This is a genomic window from Nonomuraea sp. NPDC049607 (assembly GCF_040675375.1).
GTDB lineage: Bacteria > Actinomycetota > Actinomycetes > Streptosporangiales > Streptosporangiaceae > Nonomuraea.
In genome coordinates, this window is record NZ_JBFAOV010000001.1 from 420,097 (window position 1) to 442,195 (window position 22,099).

A 22,099-nucleotide genomic window follows, 5' to 3' on the forward strand; every position below is an offset into this window, starting at 1 on the left:
ACTCAGGCACTCTGGACGTCGTGCGAGTGCTGCTGGTGGAGGACGAGGAACGGCTGGCCGGCCTGATCAAGGGCGGGCTGGCGGGCGAGGGCTTCGCGGTCGACGTGGCCCACGACGGGCGCGACGGCCTGTGGATGGCGACCGAGAACGCCTACGACGTGATCGTCCTGGACGTGATGCTGCCCAGGATGAACGGCTACACGGTGTGCTCCCGGCTGCGCGAGGCGGGCGACTGGACCCCGATCATGATGCTCACCGCCAAGGACGGCGTCCACGACGAGGCCGAGTCGCTCGACAACGGCGCCGACGACTACCTGGCCAAGCCGTTCTCGTACGTGGTGCTGCTGGCCCGGCTGCGCGCCCTGGTGCGGCGCGGCGGGACCGAGCGGCCGGTGACGATCACCGTCGGCGACCTGGTGGTCGACCCGGCCGGCCTGCGCTGCCGCAGGGGCGGGGTGGAGATCGGGCTGACGCCGAAGGAGTTCGCGGTGCTGCACGCGCTCGCCCGGCGGCCCGGGGAGGTGGTCTCCAAGGGCGAGCTGCTGGCCCAGGCGTGGGACTTCTCCTACGACGGCGATCCGAACATCGTCGAGGTCTACATCAGCGCCCTGCGCAGGAAGATCGACCTGCCGTTCGGCCGGACGTCGCTGATGACCGTCCGTGGGGCGGGCTACCGGTTGGAGCCGGCGTGAGGGCCCCGCTCGGAGCGCGGCTCAACCGGCTGCGGGTGAGCTGGGGGCACCTGAGCCAGGGCCGGGTGAGCTGGGGCCCGGCGAGCTGGGGGCGGGTGAGCTGGGGGCGGGTGAGCTGGGGGCGGGTGTCGGCCGGGTTGTCGTCGGTGCGGTTGCGGGCCACCGTCGCGGCCACGCTGGTGGTGGCCCTGGCGCTCGGCGTCGCCGCCCTGGTGCTGGTCATGGCGTTGCGCGGCACGCTGGAGGGCAACGCGGGCGAGGAGGCGGCCAGGCGGGCCGCGGCGGCGGTGTCGTACGCGGAGACTGTGCCGTACGCGGCGTTGCCGGTCACCGAGACGTTGCCGGCCACCGAGACGGTGCCGGTCGCGCCGGAGGGGGCGACGCCACCGTCGAGGACGACCTCCGGCCAGGCGAGCGAGATCCTGGCGGAGGACGCGGCCGTGGTCCGGCTCGCCGATCCCGACCTCGTCCTGGCCGGCCGGGCCACCGGCTCGCCCGCCCTGTGGGCGCAGCCGGCCAGCTACGCCGTCGCGGGCCTGCAGGTGACCACGCCGACCGGCCCGGCCACGCTCTGGTCGCGGGTCTCCCTGGACGGCGTGCGGAAGGCCGTCGAGGCCCTGTACAGCGCCTTGCTGCCCGGCGTGCCCGCCCTGCTGCTCGTGGTGGCCGGCATGACCTGGTTCTCCGTGGGCCGCGCGCTGGCCCCCGTGGCCGCGATCAGGGCCAAGGTGGCCGACATCACGGCCCGCGACCTGCACCAGCGGGTGCCGGTACCCGGCTCCAAGGACGAGATCGCGGCCCTGGCCACCACCGTGAACGGCACCCTCGACCGTCTGGAGACGGCCGTGGGCCGGCACAAGCGGTTCGTCGCCGACGCCGCGCACGAGCTGCGCAGCCCGATCGCCACCCTGCGCGCCCGGCTCGAACTGGCCGAGCAGAGCGAGCTGACCCGCGAGGCGCTGGCCGACGTCGAACGCCTCCAGGCGCTGGCCGCCGACCTGCTCATGCTGGCCAAGCTGGACGCCGGCGAACCGCTGCGCACCGGCGAGCTGGACCTGGGTCAGGTGGCGGCCGAGGAGTCGCTGCGCGCCCGGCGGCGGCCCGAGGTCCGGGTGGAGCTGGACATCGAGCCCGACGTGGTGCTGAACGGCTCCCGCGCCCACCTCGACCGGCTGGTCACCAACCTGGCCGACAACGCCGTACGGCACGCCGCCTCGGCCGTACGCGTACGGGTGCGCGCCGAGGAGGACCAGGCCGTGCTCGAAGTGCAGGACGACGGCCCCGGAATCCCGCCGGAGCACCGCGAGGCCGTCTTCGGCCGCTTCACCCGCCTGGACGAGGCGCGGGCGAGGGACGCGGGTGGTGCGGGGCTCGGCCTGCCCATCGCCAGGGACATCGCCCACCTGCACGGCGGCACGCTGACGTACACGGACGCCGGGTTCGTGGCCCGCTTTCCGCTCGCGGAGGGGGCGCTCAGTCCGGCTTGACGGCCAGGGCGTAGTTCGAGCTGCGTTCGAAGATCTCGAACCCGGAGCGGGCGTAGACGCTGACGGCTCCCGTGGGGTTGTCGGCGTCGACGCCCAGCGCGGTCGTGTCGAACCCCTGCGCGCGGAAGGCGGCCAGGGCGTGCGCGATCAGCGCGCTGGCCACGCCCTTGCCGCGCCACTCCCGGAGCGTGCCGATGATCTGGATCCAGGCCCGGCGCACGCCGGCCTGCTCGTTGTAGCCCTCGAAGGTGTGGGTGATGAGCACGCCCACCGCCCGCCCCTCGTGCAGGGCCACGAACGACGATTCCGGCAGGAAGTTCCGGGAGCCGACGATGTAGTCCTGCCAGCTCTCGGGGGTGTGCGGGACGCTGCCCCAGTGGTCGAGGAACGCCTCGTTGCGCACGTGGCGGGCGTCCTCGTCCAGCTCGGGCGACCAGGGGGTGACGGACACCCCGGCGGGCGGCGTGAAGGCCGGCAGTTCGCCCGACAGCGGCCGTCCCATGTGGGCGAACCAGCGGTTGGCGGCGAAGCCGGCCCTTTCGGCCAGCGCCTTCAGCCCGAGGTTGGTGTCGGGCACGTACAGATGGATCTCCAGCGGGACGCCCGGGAAGGCCTTCTCGCTCAGCTCCGGCGCGACGGCCAGGCTCCAGTCGATGATCCGCCGGCCCAGCCCGCGCCCGCGATGGCCGGGGTGCACGCCGCCCGACAGCCGCATGACGTGGGTGTCGGTGGCGGACTGCCGGACCGGCAGGTAGCCGTAGGCGACGATCTCGCCGCCCTCCCTGGCCGCGAGCGTGCCCGCGGCCAGGTCGATCAGGCGGTGGCCGAGCTGCTCCCTGACGTCGTCGAGGTCGTGGACCTCGCCGATGCGGTCCTCGGCCTCGATCGCGGCCAGGAGGTCGGCGAGCGCCTCGGTGTCGTCAAGGGTCAGCGGTTCCCACGCCAGGCTCATGGCCAGCAGCCTAGGCCAGCCTGGTGAAGCACCCCAATTGTTTTCCGACCCCTGCGATCCGCTCGGCGAACGCCTCCCGCGTCCGCCGCCCGAACCCGATGAAGAACCGGTTGGCCAGGGCCACTCCCCAGCCTCCCCACCCGGCCACGTCGTAGACGCGGTGCTCCACGCGGGCGCCCTCGGGGTGCGGCAGGACGGTCCATTCGCCCCGGTACCACCAGCCGCCCTGGTAGGCGACGGTGTGCCCGTCCTGCTCGACGGTCATCGGGTAGGCGGGCGGCGAGCCGGTCAGGGCCTGCCACACCTGCTCGACCGGGGCACCGATCACCCCCGCCACCTCGGTGATCAGCCGTTTCCTCATGGCTTGCTCACCCGGCTGTTCTGGAAGGAGGCGAACAGCCAGCCCTCCGGCGTGCGCAGCGCGGTCAGCGTGACGACGGACGCCCTCGTCGGGTCGGGCACGCCGTCCACCGACGAGGTGCCGCCCGCGATCACCAGCGCGACGTCGTCGGTCAGCGGCCTGACGGTCGGCGCGGGGCCGCCCTCGGCGAGCTTGATGGACGTCCTGAACAGCGCGCGGTGGGTCTCCTCGATCGCCTTCCTGCCCTTGAGGTGCAGGCCGAAGAAGGTGATGTAGTCGGCGTCCTCGGTGAACAGGCCGGCGTAGCCGGCGGAGTCGCCGGCGTTCCAGGTCTCCGTCATCCGCTCGACCAGGCGGGTGATCTCTTCGGACATGGCACAGCTCCCTTCGTGGCGGCGCCTATCCTGGGAGTTGCGCGTCCGGGCAGGGCAGGCGCCGTGTTCGGATGTCGGCCGCCGGGGTGTTGGCTCACCCCGGCGGCCCTTGTCATCTCACCCCTCGGCCGTGCTCGTCCAGGTGAGTTCGCCCTGGTGGAGCCGGTCGAGAAGCCTCCTGATCCAGGCGAGCTCGGCGGCGTGCAGAGCCTGCTCGCACTCGACCTCCAGCATGAGGATCTCCGGCAGGCCACTGTCGTTCATGGCCTTGATGTGCCCTTCCATCCCGGCGAGCGTGCCTTCGAGCGTGGCGGCGCGGGCACGCAGCGCCCGCTGCGCCTCGGACGGCGGCAGGCAGCCGATCAGCGAGATGGCCGCCACGAAGGCGCGCCGGTCGGGGTCGGGCTGCTCCAGCAGCCGCCGGAGCCGGGTGATCAGCTCCTGGCGGCCCTCGTCGGTGATCTCGTAGACCGTGCGCTCGGGCCGGCGGCCCTCACGGTCGGTCTTGGCGGGGACGATCAGCTCGTCCGCGGCCAGCCGCTCGACCGCGTGGTAGAGGCTGCGCGGCAGGCCGGTGATGTAGTCCTTGTGCGTGTCGATGATGAAGCGGTGGAGCTCGTAGGGGTGGCTCGGGTGCACCGTGAGCAGGGCGAGCACGGTCAGGTCGACCAGGCCCTTGCGTTGCGCCATGTTGCCACCCTCCATATTGCACTTTGCAATATAGCCTAGCCGTCGAGCTGGAGGAAGGCCCGCTCGATCGCCTGCCGCGACACCTCCTCCGGGTACGGGAACCGCGTGATCGAGTCGCGCAACCCCTCCACGTGGGCCTTCGCGGCCAGCTCCGCCACCAGCTCCAGCTCGGCCCGCTGCTCCTGGACGAACGCCCGGCCGACCACCGCGCCGTGCCCCGGCACGAACACCTGCTCCGGCAGCGCGTCGAGCATCGCGCCCGTCGTGACCGGCCAGTCGAGCGGGTAGGAGTCGCCGAACGCCGGCGGCGCGCCCTCCTCGACCAGGTCACCGGCGAACACCACGCCGGCGTCCGGCACGTGCAGGACGATGTCGTTGCTGCTGTGCCCGAGCCCGAAATGCCGCAGGTGCACCATGCGTCCGCCGATGTCGAGGCTGGCCGAGGCGGTGAAGGTGTGGTCGGGCGGCACGATGGCGATCTCCTCCATCTCCGCGCGGCGGTCGGGCAGCCGTTCCAGGACGTCCGCGCGATGCTGCTCGCCGTAGACGTCGATCTCCTCGGCGCACCGGACGTGGCTCCAGATCTCGGCGGGACGGAAGAGCGCGTTGCCGAAGTAGTGGTCGAAATGTGAGTGACTGTTCACGACCGTCCATGGATGGCTGGTGATCGTCCTGATCGCGTCGATCAGGTCGGCCGCCTCCCGGTGGGAGCTGCGGGTGTCGAGCACCAGACAGTGCCCGTCGCCCACGATCAGGCCCGTGTTCATGTCGAAGGACTCATGGCGGCGCACGTAGACCCGGTCGCCGACCTCCTGCCACCGCTCGCTCATGCCAACGAACCTTACTTTTCGGACTTCCTGCCGGTCATCCCTGAAGGTAGGCCAGCACGGCCAGGACCCGGCGGTGCCCGTCGGACTCGGGTGGCAGATCGAGCTTGGTGAAGATGCCGGCGATGTGCTTGGCCACGGCGGCCTCGGTGACGACCAGCTCCCTGGCGATCGAGGCGTTCGCGCGGCCCTCGGCGATCAGGCCGAGGACCTGCTGCTCGCGCGGGGTGAGCCGGGCCAGCGGGTCGCGCCGCCGCCGCAGAAGCTGGCGCACCACCTCCGGGTCCACGACCGTGCCGCCCGCGGCCACCCGGTCGAGCGCGTCCACGAACTCGCGCACGTCGCCGATGCGGTCCTTGAGCAGGTAGCCGACGCCCGCGCCGTCGCCGGACTCCAGCAGCTCGGCCGCGTACGTCTGCTCGACGTACTGGCTGAGCACGAGCACGGCCAGGCCGGGATGGCGGCGGCGCAGGTCGAGCGCGGCGCGCAGGCCCTCGTCGGTGAAGCCGGGAGGCATCCGCACGTCGGTCACCACGGCGTCGGGGCGGTGCTCGGCGACCGCCGCGACCAGGGCGTCCGCGTCGCCGACCGAGGCGGCCACGGTGTGGCCGAAACGTTCGAGCAGCCCGACCAGCCCCTCGCGGAGCAGGACGGCGTCCTCGGCGATCACCACGCGCACGGGATCTCCACTCTCACCAGGGTCGGGCCGCCCGGCGGGCTGGACACCGACAGTCTTCCCTCCACCACGGCCAGCCTGTCGGCCAGGCCGGTCAGCCCGGTCCCCCTGGCCGGGTCGGCGCCGCCCACGCCGTCGTCGCGGACCTCGACGGCCAGCGTGCCGGCCGCCGTCCGGGCGGTGACCGCGGCCCTGGTGGCCGCGCTGTGCCTGGCGACGTTCGCCAGCGCCTCGCTGACCACGTAGTACGCGGTGACCTCGACCGGCGCGGGCAGCCGGCCCAGCCCGTCGACGTCCACGTCCACGGGCACCGGCGAGCGTCCGGCGACGTCGCGGACCGCCGCGCCCAGCCCCCGGTCGGTCAGCACCTGCGAATGCACGCCCCTGATCAGCTCGCGCAGCTCGGCCAGCGCCTGCCTGGCCTCGTCGTGCGCCCGGCCGAGCGTCCGGGCCATCGGGGAGTCGTCGAGCACGTCCAGCCTGGCCAGGCCGAGCGTCATCGACAGCGCGACCAGCCGCTGCTGCGCGCCGTCGTGCAGGTCCCGCTCGATCCTGCGGCGCTCGGTCTCGAACGCGTCCACCAGGCGCGCCCGCGACCGCATGACCTCGCTCAGCTCCGACCCGGTGGGCGCGAGCACCGCCCTGACCATCGCGCCGCGCGCCCCGCCCCACGCCGTGATCGTGTACGCCGCCACCGGCAGCAGCAGCACCCCCGCCACGCTCGCCACGAGCCCGGCGGCCGGCACGACCTCCGGCTGCACCACGGGCGACAGGATCAGCAGCACCGGCCCCCCGACGGTGAACCCCAGCATGAGCAGGTCGATCCACCACATCGCGAACACCGTCATGACGGCGACCCCGGCCTCCCGCCTGCGCCGGTCGGGCACCGGCGGCAGCGGCACGGTGTCCACCAGACGCAGCCGTACGCGCTCGAACCGGGCGATCAGCGGCACGACCAGCGCCGGCAGCACCGGCACGAGCAGCAGGCTCACCGGCGGCCCGGCGAGCCCGACCACCATGACGCCCAGGCCGACGGCCGCCCCCGGGACCACGCTGCCCAGCAGGTACGCCACGCACCGCCACGTCCAGGCCGACCGGAGGAAGGCGGGCGGGCGCTGCGTGAGCGCTTCGAGCGCGGTCCTGTTTCCCACCCGGTGACCGTATCGGCGGCGGGGAACGGCGCGCAGTAGTGCGGGGTCTACCTTCGGCGGCTCAGCCCGCCATCAGCGGCTCGGCGGCCGTACGCAGCTCCGCGCTGAACGGCGCGGGCCGGAAGGTCTGCGGGTCGAGGTTGACGTTGACGCGGTAGCCCTCGGCGTGCACGACCGAGCGGTCGCCGGACAGGACCCGGAAGCCGTAGACGCCGCTGGTCCGGCCCATGCGGTCGATCCAGAAGTCGACCAGCACCTCACCCGCGCCCATGACCGGCGCGTTGTAGGTGATCTTGAACTCGCGGACGGCCAGGTAGAGGTCCTTGAACTTGGAGATCGCCGGGTCGAAGCTCCAGCCCTGCTCGGCCCAGTAGGCGGAGATGGCGCGCTCGACCAGCAGGGCGTAGCGCGAGTTGTGCAGCAGGCCCATCGCGTCGAGGTCGTCGAAGTGCACCTGGGCGGGTCGGGTCTGGGTCACACGGGCTCCTTCAGTCGGTCGTGGACGGCGCGACGGGACCGCTCGTAGGCGGCCCCGCCCCTGCCGAGCAGGCGGGTCTGGGTGACCACGGACTCCCCCAGGGCTTCGATCTCGTACGCGAGCTGCGCCGGGTCGGTCTGCGGCGGCAGCTCGCCCAGCTCGACCGCCTCGCGCACCAGCCGCTCGATGAAGGCGAGCCAGTCGGCCGCCGCCTCGGCCACCCGGTCCCTGACCGGGCCGGGACGGTCGTCGAACTCGACCTGCGCGGTGTAGAAGAAGCACCCGCCGGGGAGGACGCCGGTCTCGTAGAAGCGCAGCCGGGCCTCGTGCAGGGCCAGGACGCGGGCCACGCCGGGCGGGGCCTTGAGCGCGGGCCTGACGATCTCGTCCGTCCACTGGCGGACGGCCCATTCGACGGTGTCGAGCTGGAGCTGCTCCTTGTCGCGCCAGTGGGCGAAAAATCCGGATTTGCTGACCCCGGCGGCTTCGGCCAGCCGGCCCAGGGTCAGCCCGTCCAGGCCGTGCACCGAAGCCAGTGACACGGCCTGCCCGAGGATCGCCTCACGGCTGCGCTGCCCGCGCGCCCGGCGACCGTCTTCCTTCACGTCGGCCATGCCGCTCAGCATACATTAACGACCGATCGTTCAGATTGAAGGGGTCAAACCTTCCCGTAGCGCACCGCGACCGAGTCGAACATCAGGACCGCCTCCGCCGCGTCGGCCTCCGCCAGTGGGCGGCCGAGCTGGGGATCGCTGCCGGCCAGCCCCGACTCCCGCTCGACGATCCGCGCCACCTGGTACATCAGCTCCACGACCCGGCCGGCGGCGTCACCGTGCCACCAGAACGGCACGCTGATCCCCCAGCCGCCTTCCCAGTGGTTCACCGAGATGCCGGTGCCCTCGTGTTCGAGGTCCCAGTTGGGCGGGTCCTCGAAGATCTTCACCTCGCCAAGGAGCGCGCGGGCCTGGGTGACGACGTTGTTCCAGGCCACCAGGTCCGGTGGACGCGGCTCGTCGTCCTCCGAGCCGAAGTACAGGTCGTAGCTCATGGTGCACGAAACTAGTGCCAACCCCCCACGAACCTGCGCAAAATACGCCGTACGACCACAACCAACGCGAGCACCACCCCGACCCGCACCGCCACGGAACCTCCCCGGCGCGGCGCCGCCGCCACGGACGCCGTCCCGCCGGCGGTCACCTCGGAGTAGACGTCGTCGACGATCAGGTTGAACCGGCGCTCCCTGCGCGACCCGGCGCTCGTCATCCGCAACGCCCGCACCTGCCGCCAGAACCCGCCGCCGATCGGCCCGGCGAGCACGGTCGCGGCGACCTCCCGCAGGTGGGCCTCGGTGATCGAGCGCAGCTCCCACATCAGCAGCCAGTGGTTGAGGATCATGTTCACGTACAGGTGGGCCCGCTGGCCCTCCTCGTCGCCGGAGGCGAAGAACGCCCCCCAGCACGCCCGGTAGAGCGGGTCGTCCATCGCCATCTTCATCAGGTCGCCGTGCAGCGTGCGCAGCGCCTGCTCCCTGGCGGACTTGGCCTCCCTGGCCTGGAGCACGAGCGAGAACGCCACGCCGATCAGCGCGAGCACGGCCAGGATGGCCGAGGCCGCGCCGTAGGTCTGGCCGATGTCGCCGAGCACCGACCAGTCGCCGCGGCTGCGTCCCAGGGCGGCCAGGAAGAAGGGGGAGGCGACGACCAGGCCGGCGGCGGCGACGACCGACAGCAGGAGCAGGATGGTCACCCAGTAGCGCCCGAACGACCGTCTGTTCACCGGGCTAGAACGTGGCCGAGTGGCGCAGCGGCGGAGGAAGCACGTCGCGTTCGGCGGTCATGTACGGAATGAGCTCCGCGCCCTGGCCGAAGAGCTTCTCCATGTCGTCTCCGCAGCTCTCGATCAACGACCGGTCGAGGATCTTGCGCGCTCCGGTCAGTGTGCCGTCCTGGCTGTAGAGCACCTCGTACATGACCGTCGTGTCAAGGATGACCACCTCGGGCAGCGCCTCGGAGAAGCCGAGCGCCGCCAGGCCGTCGGCCTCGAGGACGCGGATGTGCTCGCCGGCCAGGGCCCGCAGGCGGATGTAGTAGAGCTCCCACTGCAGGTAGGAACTGAAGGGCCGCTCGACGAGCCGGACCCGCCGCATCGCGAACCCCCCCGCCTCGCGCAGCGGCCGCTGGATCTCCTGCCGGCGCTCGTCGATGAGCCGGATCGCCTCGCCCCAGTCGCCGGCGTCGAGGGCCAGCCAGCTCGGCTCGTCGGGCTCACGGTAGCTCTGGCGCGTCTCAAGCTTCCAAAACACCCGTTCGAGACCGCGGAAGTACGGCCAGAAATCAGCGAAATACTCATCGGGCGTGAGCTGCTGGGACTTGGCCGCAGCGACGTTTCTAAGCATCAGGGATATCCGGCTTGGCGGCTACGAGCATCTTGCGGGGAATGACGACCAGGCGTTCGTCACGGGCAATACTAACCCCGGCGGGCAGCCGGCCCCGGTAACTGTCCGTAAGGTCGCGTCCGATTATCGCGATATCGCCGTTGGACAGTTCCCAGATATCAGGACATGAGGGACTTGCGGTGGTATCGCCAAGCTCAAGGGCCGACCTCCCCAGGCGTCGTCGCAGCTCGGCCGATGCGTCAGCTTCCCATGGACGCGCCACGGCATGACCCCTTTTCCCTGGTGGCGTTACGCATGAGTGTGACATCGAATACGATGGCCGACAATGTCCGGTCACGGAAGAGTGAATTCACCGGCAGGGCAGTAATGCTTCCAGGGGACCGATCGGGTCAATCTCCCTCTGCGCGCTTGCGGAACTCCAGCCCCTCGAACGCGCCCGACGTCCGCCACCCGTCGATATACGCGAAGTACGCCATTGCGCCCTGCGGGTGACCGATGTTCAGGCGGCCTTTCCTGCCCGGATCGCGGCCCTCGTTGTTGTAGTAGCCGGGTGTGCAGTCGGCGGAGGCGCCGAGGATGCTTCCGGGGCCGGACAGCAGCAGCTCGATCCAGGCGTCCTCGGCCTCCTCGGTCACCTCGATCTCGTCGAAGCCGTGGGCGAGCGCGTGGCCGATGGTCAGGGCGATCGTCCGGGCGGCCTCGGTGAGGTTGTGCGGGATGTTGGAGATGAGGTTCGCGCCCTGCGCGGGCTGGACGACGAAGGCGTTCGGGAAGCCGTGCGCGTGGATGCCGTGCAGGGTGCGCATGCCGTCCGCCCAGTGGTCGGTGAGCCGGACGCCGTCGCGGCCGGTCAGCTCGTAGCCGGCGCGCCGGGTGTAGTCGGTGGTCACCTCGAAGCCCGAGGCGTAGATGACGCAGTCGACCTCGTACTCGACGCCGCCGGCCACCACGCCGCGCTCGGTGACGCGCTCGACGCCCTTGCCGTCGGTGTCGACCAGGCGGGTGCCGGGGACGTTGAAGGACTGCAGGTACTCGTCGTGGAAGCAGGGACGCTTGCAGAGCTGGCGGTACCAGGGCTTCAGCTTCGCGGCGGTCTCCGGGTCGCGGACGATCGCGTCGACGCGGGCCCGGATCTCCTCCATCTTCTCGAAGTCGGAGTCCTCGTACGCCTGCGCCATCTTCTCCGGGGTCAGGTCCTCGGGCGGGAGCGCCGTGATGCGGGCACGGATCCGCCGGGCGATGTCGGTCCAGCCGTCCATCACCAGGTCCTCGTCGGTCAGGCCGCCGGTCTGGTTGCCGGTGAAGTTCTCCAGCCAGCGCCGCTGCCAGCCCGGGGTCGCGATCCCGGCGAACCAGGCGGGGTCGGTGGGCCGGTTGTCGCGTACGTCCACCGAGGAGGGGGTGCGCTGGAACACGTACAGCTCGGCGCAGGCGCGGGCCAGGTGCGGCACGCACTGCACGGCCGTCGCGCCCGTGCCGATGACGGCGACGCGCTTGCCCGCCAGCCGGTCCATGGGCGCGCCCGTGGGATCGCCGCCGGTGTAGTCGTAGTCCCATCGGCTGGTGTGGAACGAATGCCCTAGGAAGTCGTCGATGCCCGGGATGCCGGGGAGCTTGGGCACGTGCAGCGGGCCGATCCCCATGACCACGAACTGGGCGGTGAACGCGTCGCCGCGGTTCGTGCGGACGGTCCAGCGCGACCGGGACGCGTCCCACTCCAGGTCCTGGACCTCGGTGTGGAAGAGCGCGTTGTCGTACAGGCCGTAGTGCTTGCCGATGCGGCGGCAGTGTTCGAGGATCTCGGGGGCGTGCGCGTACTTCTCCGTCGGCATGTGGCCGGTCTCCTCCAGGAGCGGCATGTACACGAACGACGCGGTGTCGCACTGTGCTCCCGGGTAGCGGTTCCAGTACCAGGTGCCGCCGAAGTCGCCGCCCTTCTCGACGATCCGCACGTCGTCGATGCCCGCCTCTTTGAGCCGGGCGCCGGTGACGAGCCCGGCGAACCCGCCGCCGACGAAGGCCACCGTCACGTGGTCGGTCTTCGGGTCGCGCTCGGTCCTCGGCGTGTACGGGTCGTCCAGGTAGTGGGCGAAGCGGCCGGTGAGGCGGACGTACTGGTCGTCGCCGTCCGGGCGCAGCCGCTTGTCGCGCTCTTCGAGGTATTTGCGGCGGAGGGCTTCCTTGTCCATGCGTCCTCCGGGGACGAGGTTCCGAATTCCAGAATGTCATTCGCGAATCTCGTTCGACAAGGGCCGCGATCGGCCCTCTACGGACGCAGCGCCGTGAGCGCGCTCTCCCAGACGTAGGTGTCGTTGCCGTCGCCCGTGCTCGGGGCGTGCGGCTCGAACTGCCCCTGGCCGATCAGGACGCGCACTCCCTCCGACCGCAGCTCCTCGACGCTGCGCCGGAAGGGCGCCCGCCCGGCGAGCGCACTGTTGACGAACGGCAGGACGACCACCGGGATGCCCAGCCCAGGGGCCTCGGCCAGCACCCCCAGCGCGTAGGTGTCGGCGACACCCATGGCGAATTTGTTGATCGTGTTGTACGTGGCCGGGGCGACGACGATCGCGTCGGCCCTGGGCGGCTTGGGCTCGTGCGGCTTGCGGTAGCGGCTGCGGACCGGACGGCCGGTCAGGCGCTCCAGCTCGGGCACGTCGATGAAGTCGAGCGCCGACGGCGTGGCGACGACCTGGACGTCCCAGCCCTCGCCCTGGGCCGGGACGACGAGCCTGGCCACGTCGCCGGCCGGGCCGGCCGCGCACACGATGACGTAGAGGGTCCTGCCGGAGGCGGTCACGGTTGAGATCGTACGGCGCTCTCCGCGTCGCCGCCGCTCTCCGCATCGACGGCGCTCTCCATGTCGACGGCGCGGACGCGGGCGGTGACCTCCGGCGTGAGGTGGCGGGCCAGCACGTCCAGGGCGGCGGCGACCTCACGGACCGCCTCGGGGCCCGGGTCGGGGAGCGCGGCGGCGAGGGCGTCGTCGATCGTGGCGGCCCTGACCTCGGCGACCCGGGCCGACGGCGTCGCGGCGGGACGGATGAGCCGCCGCCGCCGGTCGGCCGGATCGGGCACACCCTCGACGGACCCCGTGGACTCCAGCCGCGCGACGGCCGTGGACACCTGGCTCTGCGGCAGGCCGGTCCGCGCCGCGATCTCGCTGACCGTGGTGCCGGGATGGGCGACCACGTCCCCGAGGACCACGAGCACCGTACGGACCGAGCCGCGCGGGCCGTCGCCCTTCGGCTGGGGCATCGCCTGCTCGCCGATCTTCATGAGGGTGCGGCCGAGCAGGAACAGTTGGACTCCGTTCATGAGGACATGATACATCTATATCAATGCATCGATTTAGATGCTTTTCGCAGAGGAGACCGATCATGAACGCGCTTTCCGTCCCGGGTGCCACCCTCCACTTCCAGGTCGAGGGCGACGGGCCCGTCCTCCTGCTGTCCCAGAGCGGCGAGGGCGACGCCGACCGCACCGCCGACCTGGTGCCGCTCCTGGCCGACGCCTTCACGGTCGTCACCTACGACCGGCGCGGCCTGTCGCGCAGCGCCCTCGACCCCGGCGCGCCGCCCGTCACCATGGCCGACCACGCCGACGACGTCGTGCGGCTGCTCGCCGAGGTGACCGACGGGCCCGCGCTGATGGCCGGGTTCAGCATGGGAGGCGCGATCGGCCTCCAGGTGGCGGCGCGGCACCCCGGCGTGCTCGGCACACTGATCGCGCACGAGCCCGTGACGCCGAACCTGCTGCCCGCCGCCGGCCGGGCCGAGCACGTCTCCGAGCTGACGGCCATCCAGCAGGCGTACGCGTCCGGCGGGCTGCCGGCGGCCTTCCCCGCGATCACCCGGCACCTCGGCATCGACCCGGCCCACGACGAGACCGAGGAAGGGCTCACCCCGCAACCGCTCACGCCGAGGCGGCAGGCCAACTTCGGCTTCTTCATCGGGACGGAGTTCACGGCGGTCATGGCGGACGACCTCGCCCCGGCGGAGCTGACGCACACCGGGACGCGGGTGATCCCGGCGATCGGCCGTACCACCCGGCCTTCGGTGCACACCTACCGCTGCGCGCTCGCGCTGGCGGAGCTGCTCGGCACCGAGCCGGTCACGCTCCCGGGCGGCCACAACGGCAACACCGCCTTCCCACGCGCGACGGCGGAGGCGCTCAAGGCGGTGTTCGCCGGGCAGGCGTGAGCGCGACCGCCCGGCTACCCGGCCTCCGCCATCGGGTGGCCGGCTTCCGGCATCGGGTACCCGGCTTCCGCAAGGTCCTCGGCGAGGTCCTGGAGGGTGAGCTCGGCGTTCAGCGCGGCCACGACGGCGGGGGTGAGCGGGCGGAGGGCGAAGACGTGCCGGACCGCGTCCAAATCCACCAAGATCTCGTAGTGGTCCTCGGCGAACCGCCGGAACGCCTCCGGCGAGGGGTCCGTGAGCAGTGCGAACAGGCCCGACGCGCCGTCGGCGTCCTCGGCCGCGTCCGGGTAGGCGATGTCGCCCGTGCGCCACTCCCCGTCGCCGGTCTCGCGCCAGATGCAGGCGGTCACGAGTGGCAGGCCGTCCTCGTCGCGGAACGCGGGTTCACGTACGCAGTCGAGGAAGACGTCCGGGACCGAGTCGAGCACGCCGGGCCACGGCCCGTCGTTCGCGTACGGGCTCATCTCGGACTCGTGGTCGAAAGCACGGATGTAGGCGCCCTTCGAGGAGAAGACGATCGAGTAGTCGTCGCCGGAGCCGTTCCGCAGGGAGGCCATCTCCTCACCCGGGCTCCAGTGGGCGTCGAAGGAGTGGAAGCGGTCCTCCCACTCCGGGCTCAGGACCGCCTCCAGCACCGCCATCGATCGGCAGAGGTCACGCAGCACGGGGATGTCGGGCAGCCTCCGGGCCACCTCGTGAGCAGTCATGCACCCCATCCAACCGCTGATCAACAGCAGTTTTGTCAGGATTCATCCCCGTTTCTCCCGTTCTGGGTCAGCGCCCACAGGTCCTGAGCATGTTGGACAGCGCCTTGCGCTCGCCGCGCGTCACGAACAGCCGATAATGGTGTTTCACGGTGATCCACGAGGTCGCGTAGCGGCACCAGTAGGCGCGGCGGCGCGGACGCCAGCTCTGCGGCCCCTGCCCGCCCTTGGCGATGTTGGCGGAATGGCTGACGGTGACCAGCTCAGGACGGGTGAGGTCGTTGGCGAAGGCCCGCCGCCGCGCCTGGCTCCACCTCTTGGCGCCCGAGCGCCAGGCGTAGGCCAGCGGCACGACGTGGTCGACGTCCACCAGGCGCTCGCTCTTCAACCGCCTGCCGTCGTACGGGCTGTACCAGACGCCCTTCACCGCGCGGCAGGCGGCGTTCCTGCGCACCCGTCGCCCGTCGCGGGCCAGGACGGTCTCCCGTACGTCGCACCTTCCCTTGTGACGTCCCCACCGGGGCTGGAACCGGCGATGGCTGTAGCCGCGCAGCGACAAGGGCCTGGCGACGCGGAGCTGGGCCAGCATGCGGCGGGCCCGTGCCGCACCGGCCTGCGCCTCGGCGCGGGACTGCGCCGCGGCCGGCTGCGGACCGGCGACGACCTCGGTGATCGGGATGACCAGGAAGGCGAGGAGGACCATCAGGACGGCCCGTCTCAGGAAGATCATGCTTTACCCCATACCCACCCGAGGCGGACGTCCTCCAAGTGGATGGCCAGCCCTCCGCAAGTGGGGGTGCGTACCTTCCCGAACCATGAGAAAAAGCCTTCTCCTTCTCGCCGTCCTGACCTCGGCGGCCGTACTGCCCGCGACCGCGTCCACCGCGTCGGCCTCCTCGTCCGCGCAGGTCAGGACCGTCTCCTTCCGTGGCATGACCCTGAGGATCCCCGCCGACTGGCAGGTGCGCCGGTCGGGCGACCACGTCGTGGTGGTGACCGGGTTGTTGTGCAAGAAGGCGGAGCCGTTCGCGCCCGACTGCGAGAGCTTCTGGATCTTCGGGCCGAAGGAGTACACGAACGTGCCGGTCGGCGGCGGTTCCTTCACGTACACGGGGAAGGAGCAGTTCCATCCGTTCAGCGGGGTGATCCCGTGCCCGTACAACTCCAAGCTGAGCTGGTACCCCGGCGAGAAGGCCTCCTACCGCGGGCTGCGGCCGGTGGGCGCCGGGCACAAGGCGCAGTACACCACCTGGCCGAACCGCTGCGTGACGAACGACACCGGCCGCACGACCTCGAAGTGGACGCAGCGGGAGTGGTTCCTGCCGCAGTCCAGGATCCTGGTGGTGGACGCCTGGAACACCTACGGGCTGGCCGGGGTGCTCAAGCGCGCCACCTGGAGCTGATCCCGCCGATGACCCGGGCCCGCGGTTCGGGACGGTGGAGCAGCATCGCCTGTGAACCGGTGCCGCGGCCGACGTCCACGATCGTGTCGCCGGTCTTGAACGAAACGCTCGAACCGGCGGCCGCCCTGTCTCAGCGCAACTCGCATTCCCTGGTCCAGGACCGGTGATTCTCAAGCCCGTACTCTAGCCAGAACCGCACTCCTTCGGCCAGACACCCCAGATTGTCCACCTGGCTCACCCCCGGCATGCCCGCCAGCCGGTGGCCCCAGGAACCGGGATTCCCCTTCGGCCGGACCCACAGCCGATATCTCATGGGCAGGTCCGACATCCTGGTGGCCAAGATCAGGGACTCGTCGTCCGCGTACGTCTCGACGAAGTTCCGATACGCCGTCTGCTGATCCTCGAACACGTACGATTCCAGGCCGGGAATCCGCTCGATGGCGGCGACGATCGCCTTCTTCTCCTTCGCCGTGGCAGCCGCGTCGTTCGCACTGCCCCGCCCGCGCTTGCACCCCTTCGTGAACGAGGTTCCCGTGCAGAGCAGCACAGAGAAATCCTCGTTCCAGGACGGCTGGGTCTTGAAACGGCCATCCGCCTGGTCGACGACCCACCACACCCCCGGCCGCGATTCCGCCGCGGCCAGAACGCGAGCCCGATCGGCCACCCCCGACACCCGTACCCGGAACGACTCCGGCAGGTCCTTGGCCCGCACCCCGGCCAGCGTCTTCTTCCGGCCGGCGAACTCCCGCCGGAACGCCGCGTACGCCGCCGCCCGGCTCACGAACCGCACCTCGGTCACCTCGGGCACCGACTTCAGGAACACCCCGAGTTCACGACGCTGCTTCGCCGTCGCGTACCGCTTGTGACACCTGGCCGCGGACGGCGCGCACAGGAAGACCGCGATCTCCAGGTTGTCACCGACACCGCCTTCGTGACCGGGCGCCGCCACGGCCTGTCCCGCCATTCCTGAGAACGCCACGACAAACGCGACCAGCACCCGCTATAACCAGTACTTCACCGAACTCCTCGTTCCACCGATCAGCCCCGGAAACGGAGTTCCGTGCGTGACGGAATTCGTTCACCCGCGCCTGCGCGCACGCCGCTGACGTAACGGCGCGGTTCGGGAATCATAACCGGACCATCGCAACAGGACGATGGACAGGCCGACGACCGTCGTCACCGTCCCGGAAATGGTCGCCAGAAACGCCAGGACGGTTTCGGCGTCGATATCGTCCACCTGGGCGCGTCCCTCGACCCATCGGCCCATGGCCCACGCCTGAGTGGCGACAAGCACTCCGAAAAAGGTGGTGACGGTCCCCAACAGATAACCCGGCGTACGAGCCCACACCCCTCTCGCGGCGAGCACGAGCCCCCCGACCAGCGCGACCGGCACGGTAACGAACTGCCCTACCCCCAGTGCCAACAGTGCCGCGATCCGCGCATGCTGAAAGCCGTCCGCGCGTTCCAGCCACAGGAGCGGGAACGCCACGACACCGGCAAGAAACCCGATTGCCAACAACCGAAGCATCGCCACAGGCAGCATAATCCCGGACCAAACCCCCGAAATGCCACCAAACCCGCCCTTTAGCCGTCAGGAATATCCAGCACCAACCCGAGGACGCATCCGCTCCAAACCGGATGGTACGGTAGGCGTCATGCGGATGATCCACTCATTTCTCGGTTGGTGGCGCCCCTAACAGGGCGGCACTGCTCATCCGCGCAGACCCAACACCAAGCGGCCGCCCAGTCCCGGGCGGCTCGTCGGTGTCCTCGTACCTCGGCCGGTCCCAGGACGAGAGGCGGCTCCCGACCTGAGGGAGCTCCACCGATGCCACGACGTCTCACAGGCTTCACGCCGTCCGGCGACCTGCACCTCGGCAACTACTTCGGCGCCATCGCACCGATCATCGCCGAACAGACCACCACGGACACCGTCGTCTTCATCTCCGACCTGCACGCGCTCACCCTGGACCACGACCCCGCCCAGGTGCACCGGCGGACCCTGGAATTCGCCACCCTGCTGCTCGCCGCCGGCACGGACCCCGAGTCCTGCCTGTTCCTGGTCCAGTCGCACGTACCGGAACACACCGAACTGCACTACCTGCTGGAATGCACCACGGGCTACGGCGAGGCCCAGCGGATGATCCAGTTCAAGGAGAAGTCCAGCCGCCAGCAGCAGGTACGCATGTCCCTGCTGACCTACCCGATCCTCATGGCCGCCGACATCCTGCTGTACGACACCGACCAGGTCCCCGTCGGCGAGGACCAGCGTCAGCACGTCGAACTGGCCAGAACCGTCGCCCAGCGGTTCAACACCCGATATGCCCCGGTCTTCACCGTCCCCACGACGGTCAATCCGCCGGTGGCCGCCCGCCTCATGGACCTGACCTCCCCCACCGACAAGATGAGCAAGTCAGCCGCCACGCCGGGCGGCGTCCTGCGCCTGCTCGACGACCCCGACGTGCTCCGGCGCAAGGTGATGCGCGCCGTCACCGACGCGGACAACACGGTCGCGTACGATCCCGACCGCAAACCCGGCGTCTCGAACCTCCTGGCCATCCTGGCCGCCTGCACCGACCGCGCCCCCGCGGACCTGGCGTCCCAGTTCGACCGCTACGGCGAGCTCAAGCAGGCGGTGGCCGACGCGGTGGTGGCCACCCTCACCCCGATCCGCGACCGCTACCTGCACCTGTCGGAAGACCCGGGCCACGTCCAGAAGGCCCTGCGCTCCGGCGCCGAACGAGCCCGCGACCTGGCCGGCACCAAGATCCGCCAGACCAAGGCAGCCATCGGCCTCCTCCCCGCCTGACTGCCACTCACCTCCCCGTCACGCCGCCTCCGGCCCTGCTCCGGAGGCGGTCACGTCGCGGGTCATCCGCCGATCAGGACACTGGGCCCGTCGGAGCCTTCACACGTCCGGCCGAGCACCCGCAGGAAGAGACGACCGTGCGGATACAGGTGGGTCCCGGGCAGCCAGCCGGTGGTACGACCGACACCGGCCCCTTGAAGGTCCTGACGGACGCGCCGAGCGAGCATCCCGACGACAGCCTGCCCATGACGGGTGCGGGTGACGAGGAAGTCGGTGAACCTGCAGGCGTCAGGTGACGGCTGCTGGAACTGGATCTCCACCGTGCCGAGCACTTCTCCGGCCGTCAGATCGCCCGGCGGACGCTTCTCGCAAGACCATCGGCGGAGGTCCCACACACGTGGTTCGTCGTGAGGTCGAGCCTCTCGTACGTTCGGGCAGCGGCCCGTCGTGCACGGCAAGGCCCACCGCTCCGGACTTGCCGCGACCGCGATGTCGTCGACGAGACAGTAGGCGACGTCATGGTCGAGCCCCTTGGCCAGAACGCGAACGCTGTGCGCGTCAACGTTGCACTGGGATACGTCCGGGAGCCGTGTTCTGGCCAGGGTGCGGAGTTCCTGCATGGTCTCGGGAGCCGAACCTCCCTCCGAGAAGAGCCACCGCAGCCCGTAGACCTCCGCGCCCAACTCACGTACGAGCCGGTCATCGATGTCCTGGGCGGTGGCGTCGTTCCAGACCCTGCGGACCCACTCCAGCACCGTCGGCTCAGCCAGACGCCGGACCGACTTTCCCAGTAGTCCCTGGTTCCCCGATCGATGGACCACGTACACCGGGCCTCCAACAGCTGAGCGAACAGGGACACCGGTCCTGCCCAAGAACCGGCCGACTGTCTTCTGCGCCAGGAACAGCGCTCAAGATACAGGGATGGACGAACTCGCCGGCCAGGCGCTGACGGCGGGTCCCGCTGAGCTGCTCCTCCGGCTGGACGGCCCGGATCGCCGATCCCGTCGCCGCCGCGTTCGCTCAGATGTGTCGTGTGGCGGGCAGGACGGCGCTGACCGTGACGCCGCCGCCGGGGACCGCGTTCATCGACAACCCGCCGCCCAGTTCCGCGAAACCGGTGCGCCTGACGCGCAGGCGGTCGGCGAGCCGTTCCGGCTGCAGGCCCGCGCCGTCGGCGCTCACCACACCGGCCCAGCCGTCGAGCTCGGACCGCGGGACGGCGACGAGCGATGTCGGGCGGGGACAACAGAGGCGACGCATGAGGGGCAGGGTCGGCGGAATCCGACCTGCCGAACCCGCCACGCGTAAGCGCCTGTGCGACGGCCGTCAGACGAGTGCCCGCGCAGGCTTCCGCCTCAGCGTCGCGACGCCGACGGCCGCCACCCAGATGGCGGCGATGCCGTTGAACATCGCGACCGCACCCCAGCCGTTGGAGGCGTAGAACTCCGACGAGTTGAAGCCGAAGAACATCGACGGCACCCCGGCCAGGTGCAGTGCGGCGATGCCGAACGACGACCAGCCGACCCACCGTGAGAGGGCGCCGGTGCGCAGCACCGCGTACCCGAAGGCGACACCGAAGACGACGAGCATCAGGTGGCTCATGGAGCCGTAGAGCAGGTAGGTGGGCACGGTACGGGTCGGGTCGATCTCCTCGACGGCCTTGATGGCATTGCTGCCTTCGATCCCCTTGGCGACCATGTCGATGATCGTCCACGCCACGCCGGCGGTGCCGGCGACCGCCCCGAACCATTCGTAGCGGGCGTCGGCCCGCGTGATCAGGGGTCGGACGCCGCTCATGAACACCAGGAACAGCGTGAGCGCACAGAAGTTGAAGAGCGTACGGGTGAGGATCAGCCAGTCCGGCATGAGCGCGCCGGTCTCGACGCTGCAGGCCGGAGGGTCACATGCAGGCACGACGAAGTAGAGCGGGAGCTCGGCCATCGCGAAGACGGCGCCGAGGATCGCGGCCACGCCGATCCAGCGGCGAGCCGTGGGCGGAAGCGGAATCTGTGTAAGCAATGAAGTGTTCATGGCATGCACAGTAACAACAACTGTGTAAGCCGTCTACTATTTCTCTCAGATCTTCGAGAGGATGCCGGCCATGACCCCACGCAAGAGCCCCGGACCCGACTCTGCGCGAGATCGCGCGAACGCCGACGACGCCGACTTCGGGGCGCTGCCGCCGGGCCTGGCCGCGGCCTGGGGCGTCGTCGACACCGGGGGGCGGCGCGGCCCGAAGCCGGCGCACAGCGTCGAGAAGATCATCGCGGTCGCGACGGAACTGGCCGACGAGGAGGGCATCGCCGCCGCCTCGCTGCCGAGGGTGGCCGCCCGGATCGGCGTCACCACCAACGCGCTGTACCGCTACGTCAGCTCCAAGGACGAGCTCATCGTGCTCCTGGCCGATCGTGCCTGGGGCGACCCACCTGCACTGCCGGACGGCGACTGGCGAGAGGCGGCCGCGCTGTGGGCCCGCCAGCTGTTCGAACGCTTCCTCTCACGCCCTTGGCTGCTGGACGTGCCGACGACCGTCTCCCTGACCCCGCACAACGCGGCCTGGCTGGACGCCCTGATCACCGTGCTCGGGTCGACCGGAATGGCGGCCCAGCAGACGCTGAACTGCGCGTACCTCCTCGACAGCCACGCCCGGTACGGCGCCAACCTGCGGCGCAACACCCCGACCCCGGCCGCGCTGCGCCGAGCGAACCCCGACCAGCAACGAGCCGTACGCGCGGTACGCGTGTTCCTGGACAGCCAACTCCGCTCCCGCAACCTGAACGCCGTCGCGGACGCGATCGAGGATCCGATGTTCCTCGCCGACGAAGCCCCGCTCGACGGCTTCGAATTCGGCCTTGCCAGGATTCTTGATGGCATCGAGGCATATGTGCAGCGATGAGAATC

General features: G+C 70.6%; 29 protein-coding genes. 6 read left to right on the forward strand and 23 right to left on the reverse strand.

Annotated features, from left to right (window positions below; translation table 11 throughout):
- The first annotated feature begins 20 nt into the window (after nucleotides 1-20).
- Entirely contained in the window at nucleotides 21-692 is a 672-nt protein-coding gene (locus AB0J97_RS02140) for a response regulator transcription factor (protein ID WP_357693166.1), read from the forward strand.
- Nucleotides 689-2,179 (forward strand): ATP-binding protein, encoded by a 1,491-nt coding sequence (locus AB0J97_RS02145; RefSeq protein WP_364083368.1) that lies wholly within the window; start codon nucleotides 689-691, stop codon nucleotides 2,177-2,179. Before AB0J97_RS02140 ends, AB0J97_RS02145 begins: the two co-directional genes overlap by 4 nt.
- Here the strand turns inward: AB0J97_RS02145 and AB0J97_RS02150 are convergent.
- From AB0J97_RS02150 to AB0J97_RS02225, 16 genes are all read right to left on the reverse strand, one after another.
- Nucleotides 2,166-3,131 carry a GNAT family N-acetyltransferase gene (locus tag AB0J97_RS02150; protein ID WP_364083371.1) on the reverse strand — a complete coding sequence of 322 codons (966 nt, stop codon included), beginning with the start codon at nucleotides 3,129-3,131 and terminating at the stop codon, nucleotides 2,166-2,168. The two genes, AB0J97_RS02145 and AB0J97_RS02150, sit on opposite strands and share 14 nt — an antisense overlap.
- A gap of 10 nt (nucleotides 3,132-3,141) precedes the next feature.
- Nucleotides 3,142-3,492 (reverse strand): hypothetical protein, encoded by a 351-nt coding sequence (locus tag AB0J97_RS02155; RefSeq protein ID WP_357693172.1) that lies wholly within the window; start codon nucleotides 3,490-3,492, stop codon nucleotides 3,142-3,144.
- Nucleotides 3,489-3,866, reverse strand: coding sequence for an SgcJ/EcaC family oxidoreductase (locus AB0J97_RS02160; protein WP_364083374.1), 378 nt, complete (start codon nucleotides 3,864-3,866; stop codon nucleotides 3,489-3,491). Before AB0J97_RS02160 ends, AB0J97_RS02155 begins: the two co-directional genes overlap by 4 nt.
- Before the next feature lie 117 nt (nucleotides 3,867-3,983).
- A complete protein-coding gene (locus tag AB0J97_RS02165; protein WP_364083377.1) occupies nucleotides 3,984-4,556 on the reverse strand; it encodes a PadR family transcriptional regulator in 573 nt (190 codons plus the stop codon).
- A gap of 35 nt (nucleotides 4,557-4,591) precedes the next feature.
- A complete protein-coding gene (locus AB0J97_RS02170) occupies nucleotides 4,592-5,386 on the reverse strand; it encodes an MBL fold metallo-hydrolase (RefSeq protein WP_364083380.1) in 795 nt (264 codons plus the stop codon).
- Nucleotides 5,387-5,420: 34 nt separating this feature from the next.
- Nucleotides 5,421-6,062 (reverse strand): response regulator transcription factor, encoded by a 642-nt coding sequence (locus AB0J97_RS02175; RefSeq protein ID WP_357693180.1) that lies wholly within the window; start codon nucleotides 6,060-6,062, stop codon nucleotides 5,421-5,423.
- Nucleotides 6,050-7,210, reverse strand: a complete 1,161-nt coding sequence (locus AB0J97_RS02180) for a histidine kinase (protein WP_364083384.1) — start codon at nucleotides 7,208-7,210, stop codon at nucleotides 6,050-6,052. The genes AB0J97_RS02175 and AB0J97_RS02180 overlap by 13 nt, the downstream gene beginning before the upstream one ends.
- Before the next feature lie 61 nt (nucleotides 7,211-7,271).
- Nucleotides 7,272-7,688, reverse strand: coding sequence for a thioesterase family protein (locus AB0J97_RS02185; protein WP_357693184.1), 417 nt, complete (start codon nucleotides 7,686-7,688; stop codon nucleotides 7,272-7,274).
- Nucleotides 7,685-8,302 carry a TetR/AcrR family transcriptional regulator gene (locus tag AB0J97_RS02190; protein WP_357693186.1) on the reverse strand — a complete coding sequence of 206 codons (618 nt, stop codon included), beginning with the start codon at nucleotides 8,300-8,302 and terminating at the stop codon, nucleotides 7,685-7,687. The genes AB0J97_RS02185 and AB0J97_RS02190 overlap by 4 nt, the downstream gene beginning before the upstream one ends.
- A 44-nt stretch (nucleotides 8,303-8,346) precedes the next feature.
- On the reverse strand, nucleotides 8,347-8,736 hold the full coding sequence (locus AB0J97_RS02195) for a hypothetical protein (protein WP_364083388.1): 390 nt from the start codon (nucleotides 8,734-8,736) through the stop codon (nucleotides 8,347-8,349).
- Nucleotides 8,737-8,747: 11 nt separating this feature from the next.
- Nucleotides 8,748-9,464, reverse strand: coding sequence for a DUF6082 family protein (locus AB0J97_RS02200; RefSeq protein ID WP_364083391.1), 717 nt, complete (start codon nucleotides 9,462-9,464; stop codon nucleotides 8,748-8,750).
- Between the two features lie 4 nt (nucleotides 9,465-9,468).
- Nucleotides 9,469-10,083: a DUF6879 family protein gene (locus AB0J97_RS02205; protein WP_364083394.1), complete on the reverse strand. Its 615-nt coding sequence runs from the start codon at nucleotides 10,081-10,083 to the stop codon at nucleotides 9,469-9,471.
- A complete protein-coding gene (locus AB0J97_RS02210) occupies nucleotides 10,076-10,345 on the reverse strand; it encodes a hypothetical protein (RefSeq protein WP_357693194.1) in 270 nt (89 codons plus the stop codon). Before AB0J97_RS02210 ends, AB0J97_RS02205 begins: the two co-directional genes overlap by 8 nt.
- Nucleotides 10,346-10,472: 127 nt before the next feature.
- A complete protein-coding gene (locus tag AB0J97_RS02215; RefSeq protein ID WP_364083397.1) occupies nucleotides 10,473-12,272 on the reverse strand; it encodes an NAD(P)/FAD-dependent oxidoreductase in 1,800 nt (599 codons plus the stop codon).
- A gap of 77 nt (nucleotides 12,273-12,349) precedes the next feature.
- The gene (locus tag AB0J97_RS02220) at nucleotides 12,350-12,880 is read right to left on the reverse strand and encodes a flavoprotein (protein ID WP_364083400.1); all 531 of its coding nucleotides are present in this window, start codon (nucleotides 12,878-12,880) and stop codon (nucleotides 12,350-12,352) included.
- Entirely contained in the window at nucleotides 12,877-13,398 is a 522-nt protein-coding gene (locus AB0J97_RS02225) for a helix-turn-helix domain-containing protein (protein ID WP_364083403.1), read from the reverse strand. The genes AB0J97_RS02220 and AB0J97_RS02225 overlap by 4 nt, the downstream gene beginning before the upstream one ends.
- A gap of 62 nt (nucleotides 13,399-13,460) precedes the next feature.
- Between AB0J97_RS02225 and AB0J97_RS02230 the strand changes: the two genes are divergently transcribed.
- The gene (locus AB0J97_RS02230; protein ID WP_364083406.1) at nucleotides 13,461-14,282 is read left to right on the forward strand and encodes an alpha/beta hydrolase; all 822 of its coding nucleotides are present in this window, start codon (nucleotides 13,461-13,463) and stop codon (nucleotides 14,280-14,282) included.
- Nucleotides 14,283-14,296: 14 nt separating this feature from the next.
- Here AB0J97_RS02230 and AB0J97_RS02235 read toward each other — a convergent pair whose 3' ends face one another.
- Both AB0J97_RS02235 and AB0J97_RS02240 read right to left on the reverse strand, forming a co-directional pair.
- A complete protein-coding gene (locus AB0J97_RS02235; protein WP_364083409.1) occupies nucleotides 14,297-14,989 on the reverse strand; it encodes a hypothetical protein in 693 nt (230 codons plus the stop codon).
- Nucleotides 14,990-15,056: 67 nt separating this feature from the next.
- Nucleotides 15,057-15,716 carry an HNH endonuclease family protein gene (locus tag AB0J97_RS02240; protein ID WP_364083412.1) on the reverse strand — a complete coding sequence of 220 codons (660 nt, stop codon included), beginning with the start codon at nucleotides 15,714-15,716 and terminating at the stop codon, nucleotides 15,057-15,059.
- 85 nt (nucleotides 15,717-15,801) lie between these two features.
- Between AB0J97_RS02240 and AB0J97_RS02245 the strand changes: the two genes are divergently transcribed.
- On the forward strand, nucleotides 15,802-16,389 hold the full coding sequence (locus AB0J97_RS02245) for a hypothetical protein (protein ID WP_357693208.1): 588 nt from the start codon (nucleotides 15,802-15,804) through the stop codon (nucleotides 16,387-16,389).
- A gap of 130 nt (nucleotides 16,390-16,519) precedes the next feature.
- Here AB0J97_RS02245 and AB0J97_RS02250 read toward each other — a convergent pair whose 3' ends face one another.
- Nucleotides 16,520-17,353, reverse strand: coding sequence for a permease-like cell division protein FtsX (locus AB0J97_RS02250; RefSeq protein WP_364084224.1), 834 nt, complete (start codon nucleotides 17,351-17,353; stop codon nucleotides 16,520-16,522).
- Nucleotides 17,354-17,467: 114 nt separating this feature from the next.
- Nucleotides 17,468-17,923, reverse strand: coding sequence for a hypothetical protein (locus AB0J97_RS02255; protein WP_364083415.1), 456 nt, complete (start codon nucleotides 17,921-17,923; stop codon nucleotides 17,468-17,470).
- 294 nt (nucleotides 17,924-18,217) lie between these two features.
- On the opposite strand from AB0J97_RS02255, the gene trpS reads away from it, so the two are divergent.
- The gene (gene trpS / locus AB0J97_RS02260; RefSeq protein ID WP_364083418.1) at nucleotides 18,218-19,198 is read left to right on the forward strand and encodes a tryptophan--tRNA ligase; all 981 of its coding nucleotides are present in this window, start codon (nucleotides 18,218-18,220) and stop codon (nucleotides 19,196-19,198) included.
- A 62-nt stretch (nucleotides 19,199-19,260) separates the two neighbouring features.
- Here the strand turns inward: trpS and AB0J97_RS02265 are convergent, their stop codons facing one another.
- The 3 genes from AB0J97_RS02265 to AB0J97_RS02275 all read right to left on the reverse strand — a co-directional run bounded on the left by AB0J97_RS02265 (nucleotide 19,261) and on the right by AB0J97_RS02275 (nucleotide 21,229).
- Nucleotides 19,261-19,953: a hypothetical protein gene (locus AB0J97_RS02265; RefSeq protein ID WP_364083421.1), complete on the reverse strand. Its 693-nt coding sequence runs from the start codon at nucleotides 19,951-19,953 to the stop codon at nucleotides 19,261-19,263.
- 265 nt (nucleotides 19,954-20,218) lie between these two features.
- Complete coding sequence (locus tag AB0J97_RS02270) at nucleotides 20,219-20,458, reverse strand: hypothetical protein (RefSeq protein WP_364083424.1); 240 nt, start codon at nucleotides 20,456-20,458, stop codon at nucleotides 20,219-20,221.
- A gap of 66 nt (nucleotides 20,459-20,524) precedes the next feature.
- Nucleotides 20,525-21,229, reverse strand: coding sequence for a hypothetical protein (locus AB0J97_RS02275; protein WP_364083427.1), 705 nt, complete (start codon nucleotides 21,227-21,229; stop codon nucleotides 20,525-20,527).
- A 70-nt stretch (nucleotides 21,230-21,299) separates the two neighbouring features.
- Here AB0J97_RS02275 and AB0J97_RS02280 point away from each other — a divergent pair, with 70 nt between their 5' ends.
- On the forward strand, nucleotides 21,300-22,094 hold the full coding sequence (locus tag AB0J97_RS02280) for a TetR/AcrR family transcriptional regulator (protein ID WP_364083430.1): 795 nt from the start codon (nucleotides 21,300-21,302) through the stop codon (nucleotides 22,092-22,094).
- The last annotated feature ends 5 nt before the right edge of the window (nucleotides 22,095-22,099 follow it).

Excerpts from the sequence above, each read along its gene's own strand:
- AB0J97_RS02270 (WP_364083424.1), bottom strand. The coding sequence starts at position 20,458 with ATGCGTCGCCTCTGTTGTCCCCGCCCGACATCGCTCGTCGCCGTCCCG.
- AB0J97_RS02160 (WP_364083374.1), bottom strand. The coding sequence starts at position 3,866 with ATGTCCGAAGAGATCACCCGCCTGGTCGAGCGGATGACGGAGACCTGG.
- AB0J97_RS02280 (WP_364083430.1), top strand. The coding sequence starts at position 21,300 with ATGACCCCACGCAAGAGCCCCGGACCCGACTCTGCGCGAGATCGCGCG.
- AB0J97_RS02275 (WP_364083427.1), bottom strand. The coding sequence starts at position 21,229 with ATGAACACTTCATTGCTTACACAGATTCCGCTTCCGCCCACGGCTCGC.
- AB0J97_RS02165 (WP_364083377.1), bottom strand. The coding sequence starts at position 4,556 with ATGGCGCAACGCAAGGGCCTGGTCGACCTGACCGTGCTCGCCCTGCTC.
- AB0J97_RS02170 (WP_364083380.1), bottom strand. The coding sequence starts at position 5,386 with ATGAGCGAGCGGTGGCAGGAGGTCGGCGACCGGGTCTACGTGCGCCGC.
- AB0J97_RS02230 (WP_364083406.1), top strand. The coding sequence starts at position 13,461 with ATGAACGCGCTTTCCGTCCCGGGTGCCACCCTCCACTTCCAGGTCGAG.
- AB0J97_RS02155 (WP_357693172.1), bottom strand. The coding sequence starts at position 3,492 with ATGAGGAAACGGCTGATCACCGAGGTGGCGGGGGTGATCGGTGCCCCG.
- AB0J97_RS02195 (WP_364083388.1), bottom strand. The coding sequence starts at position 8,736 with ATGAGCTACGACCTGTACTTCGGCTCGGAGGACGACGAGCCGCGTCCA.
- AB0J97_RS02205 (WP_364083394.1), bottom strand. The coding sequence starts at position 10,083 with ATGCTTAGAAACGTCGCTGCGGCCAAGTCCCAGCAGCTCACGCCCGAT.
- AB0J97_RS02225 (WP_364083403.1), bottom strand. The coding sequence starts at position 13,398 with ATGAACGGAGTCCAACTGTTCCTGCTCGGCCGCACCCTCATGAAGATC.
- trpS (WP_364083418.1), top strand. The coding sequence starts at position 18,218 with ATGCCACGACGTCTCACAGGCTTCACGCCGTCCGGCGACCTGCACCTC.
- AB0J97_RS02190 (WP_357693186.1), bottom strand. The coding sequence starts at position 8,302 with ATGGCCGACGTGAAGGAAGACGGTCGCCGGGCGCGCGGGCAGCGCAGC.
- AB0J97_RS02245 (WP_357693208.1), top strand. The coding sequence starts at position 15,802 with ATGAGAAAAAGCCTTCTCCTTCTCGCCGTCCTGACCTCGGCGGCCGTA.
- AB0J97_RS02240 (WP_364083412.1), bottom strand. The coding sequence starts at position 15,716 with ATGATCTTCCTGAGACGGGCCGTCCTGATGGTCCTCCTCGCCTTCCTG.
- AB0J97_RS02235 (WP_364083409.1), bottom strand. The coding sequence starts at position 14,989 with ATGACTGCTCACGAGGTGGCCCGGAGGCTGCCCGACATCCCCGTGCTG.
- AB0J97_RS02250 (WP_364084224.1), bottom strand. The coding sequence starts at position 17,353 with ATGGCGGGACAGGCCGTGGCGGCGCCCGGTCACGAAGGCGGTGTCGGT.
- AB0J97_RS02215 (WP_364083397.1), bottom strand. The coding sequence starts at position 12,272 with ATGGACAAGGAAGCCCTCCGCCGCAAATACCTCGAAGAGCGCGACAAG.
- AB0J97_RS02150 (WP_364083371.1), bottom strand. The coding sequence starts at position 3,131 with ATGAGCCTGGCGTGGGAACCGCTGACCCTTGACGACACCGAGGCGCTC.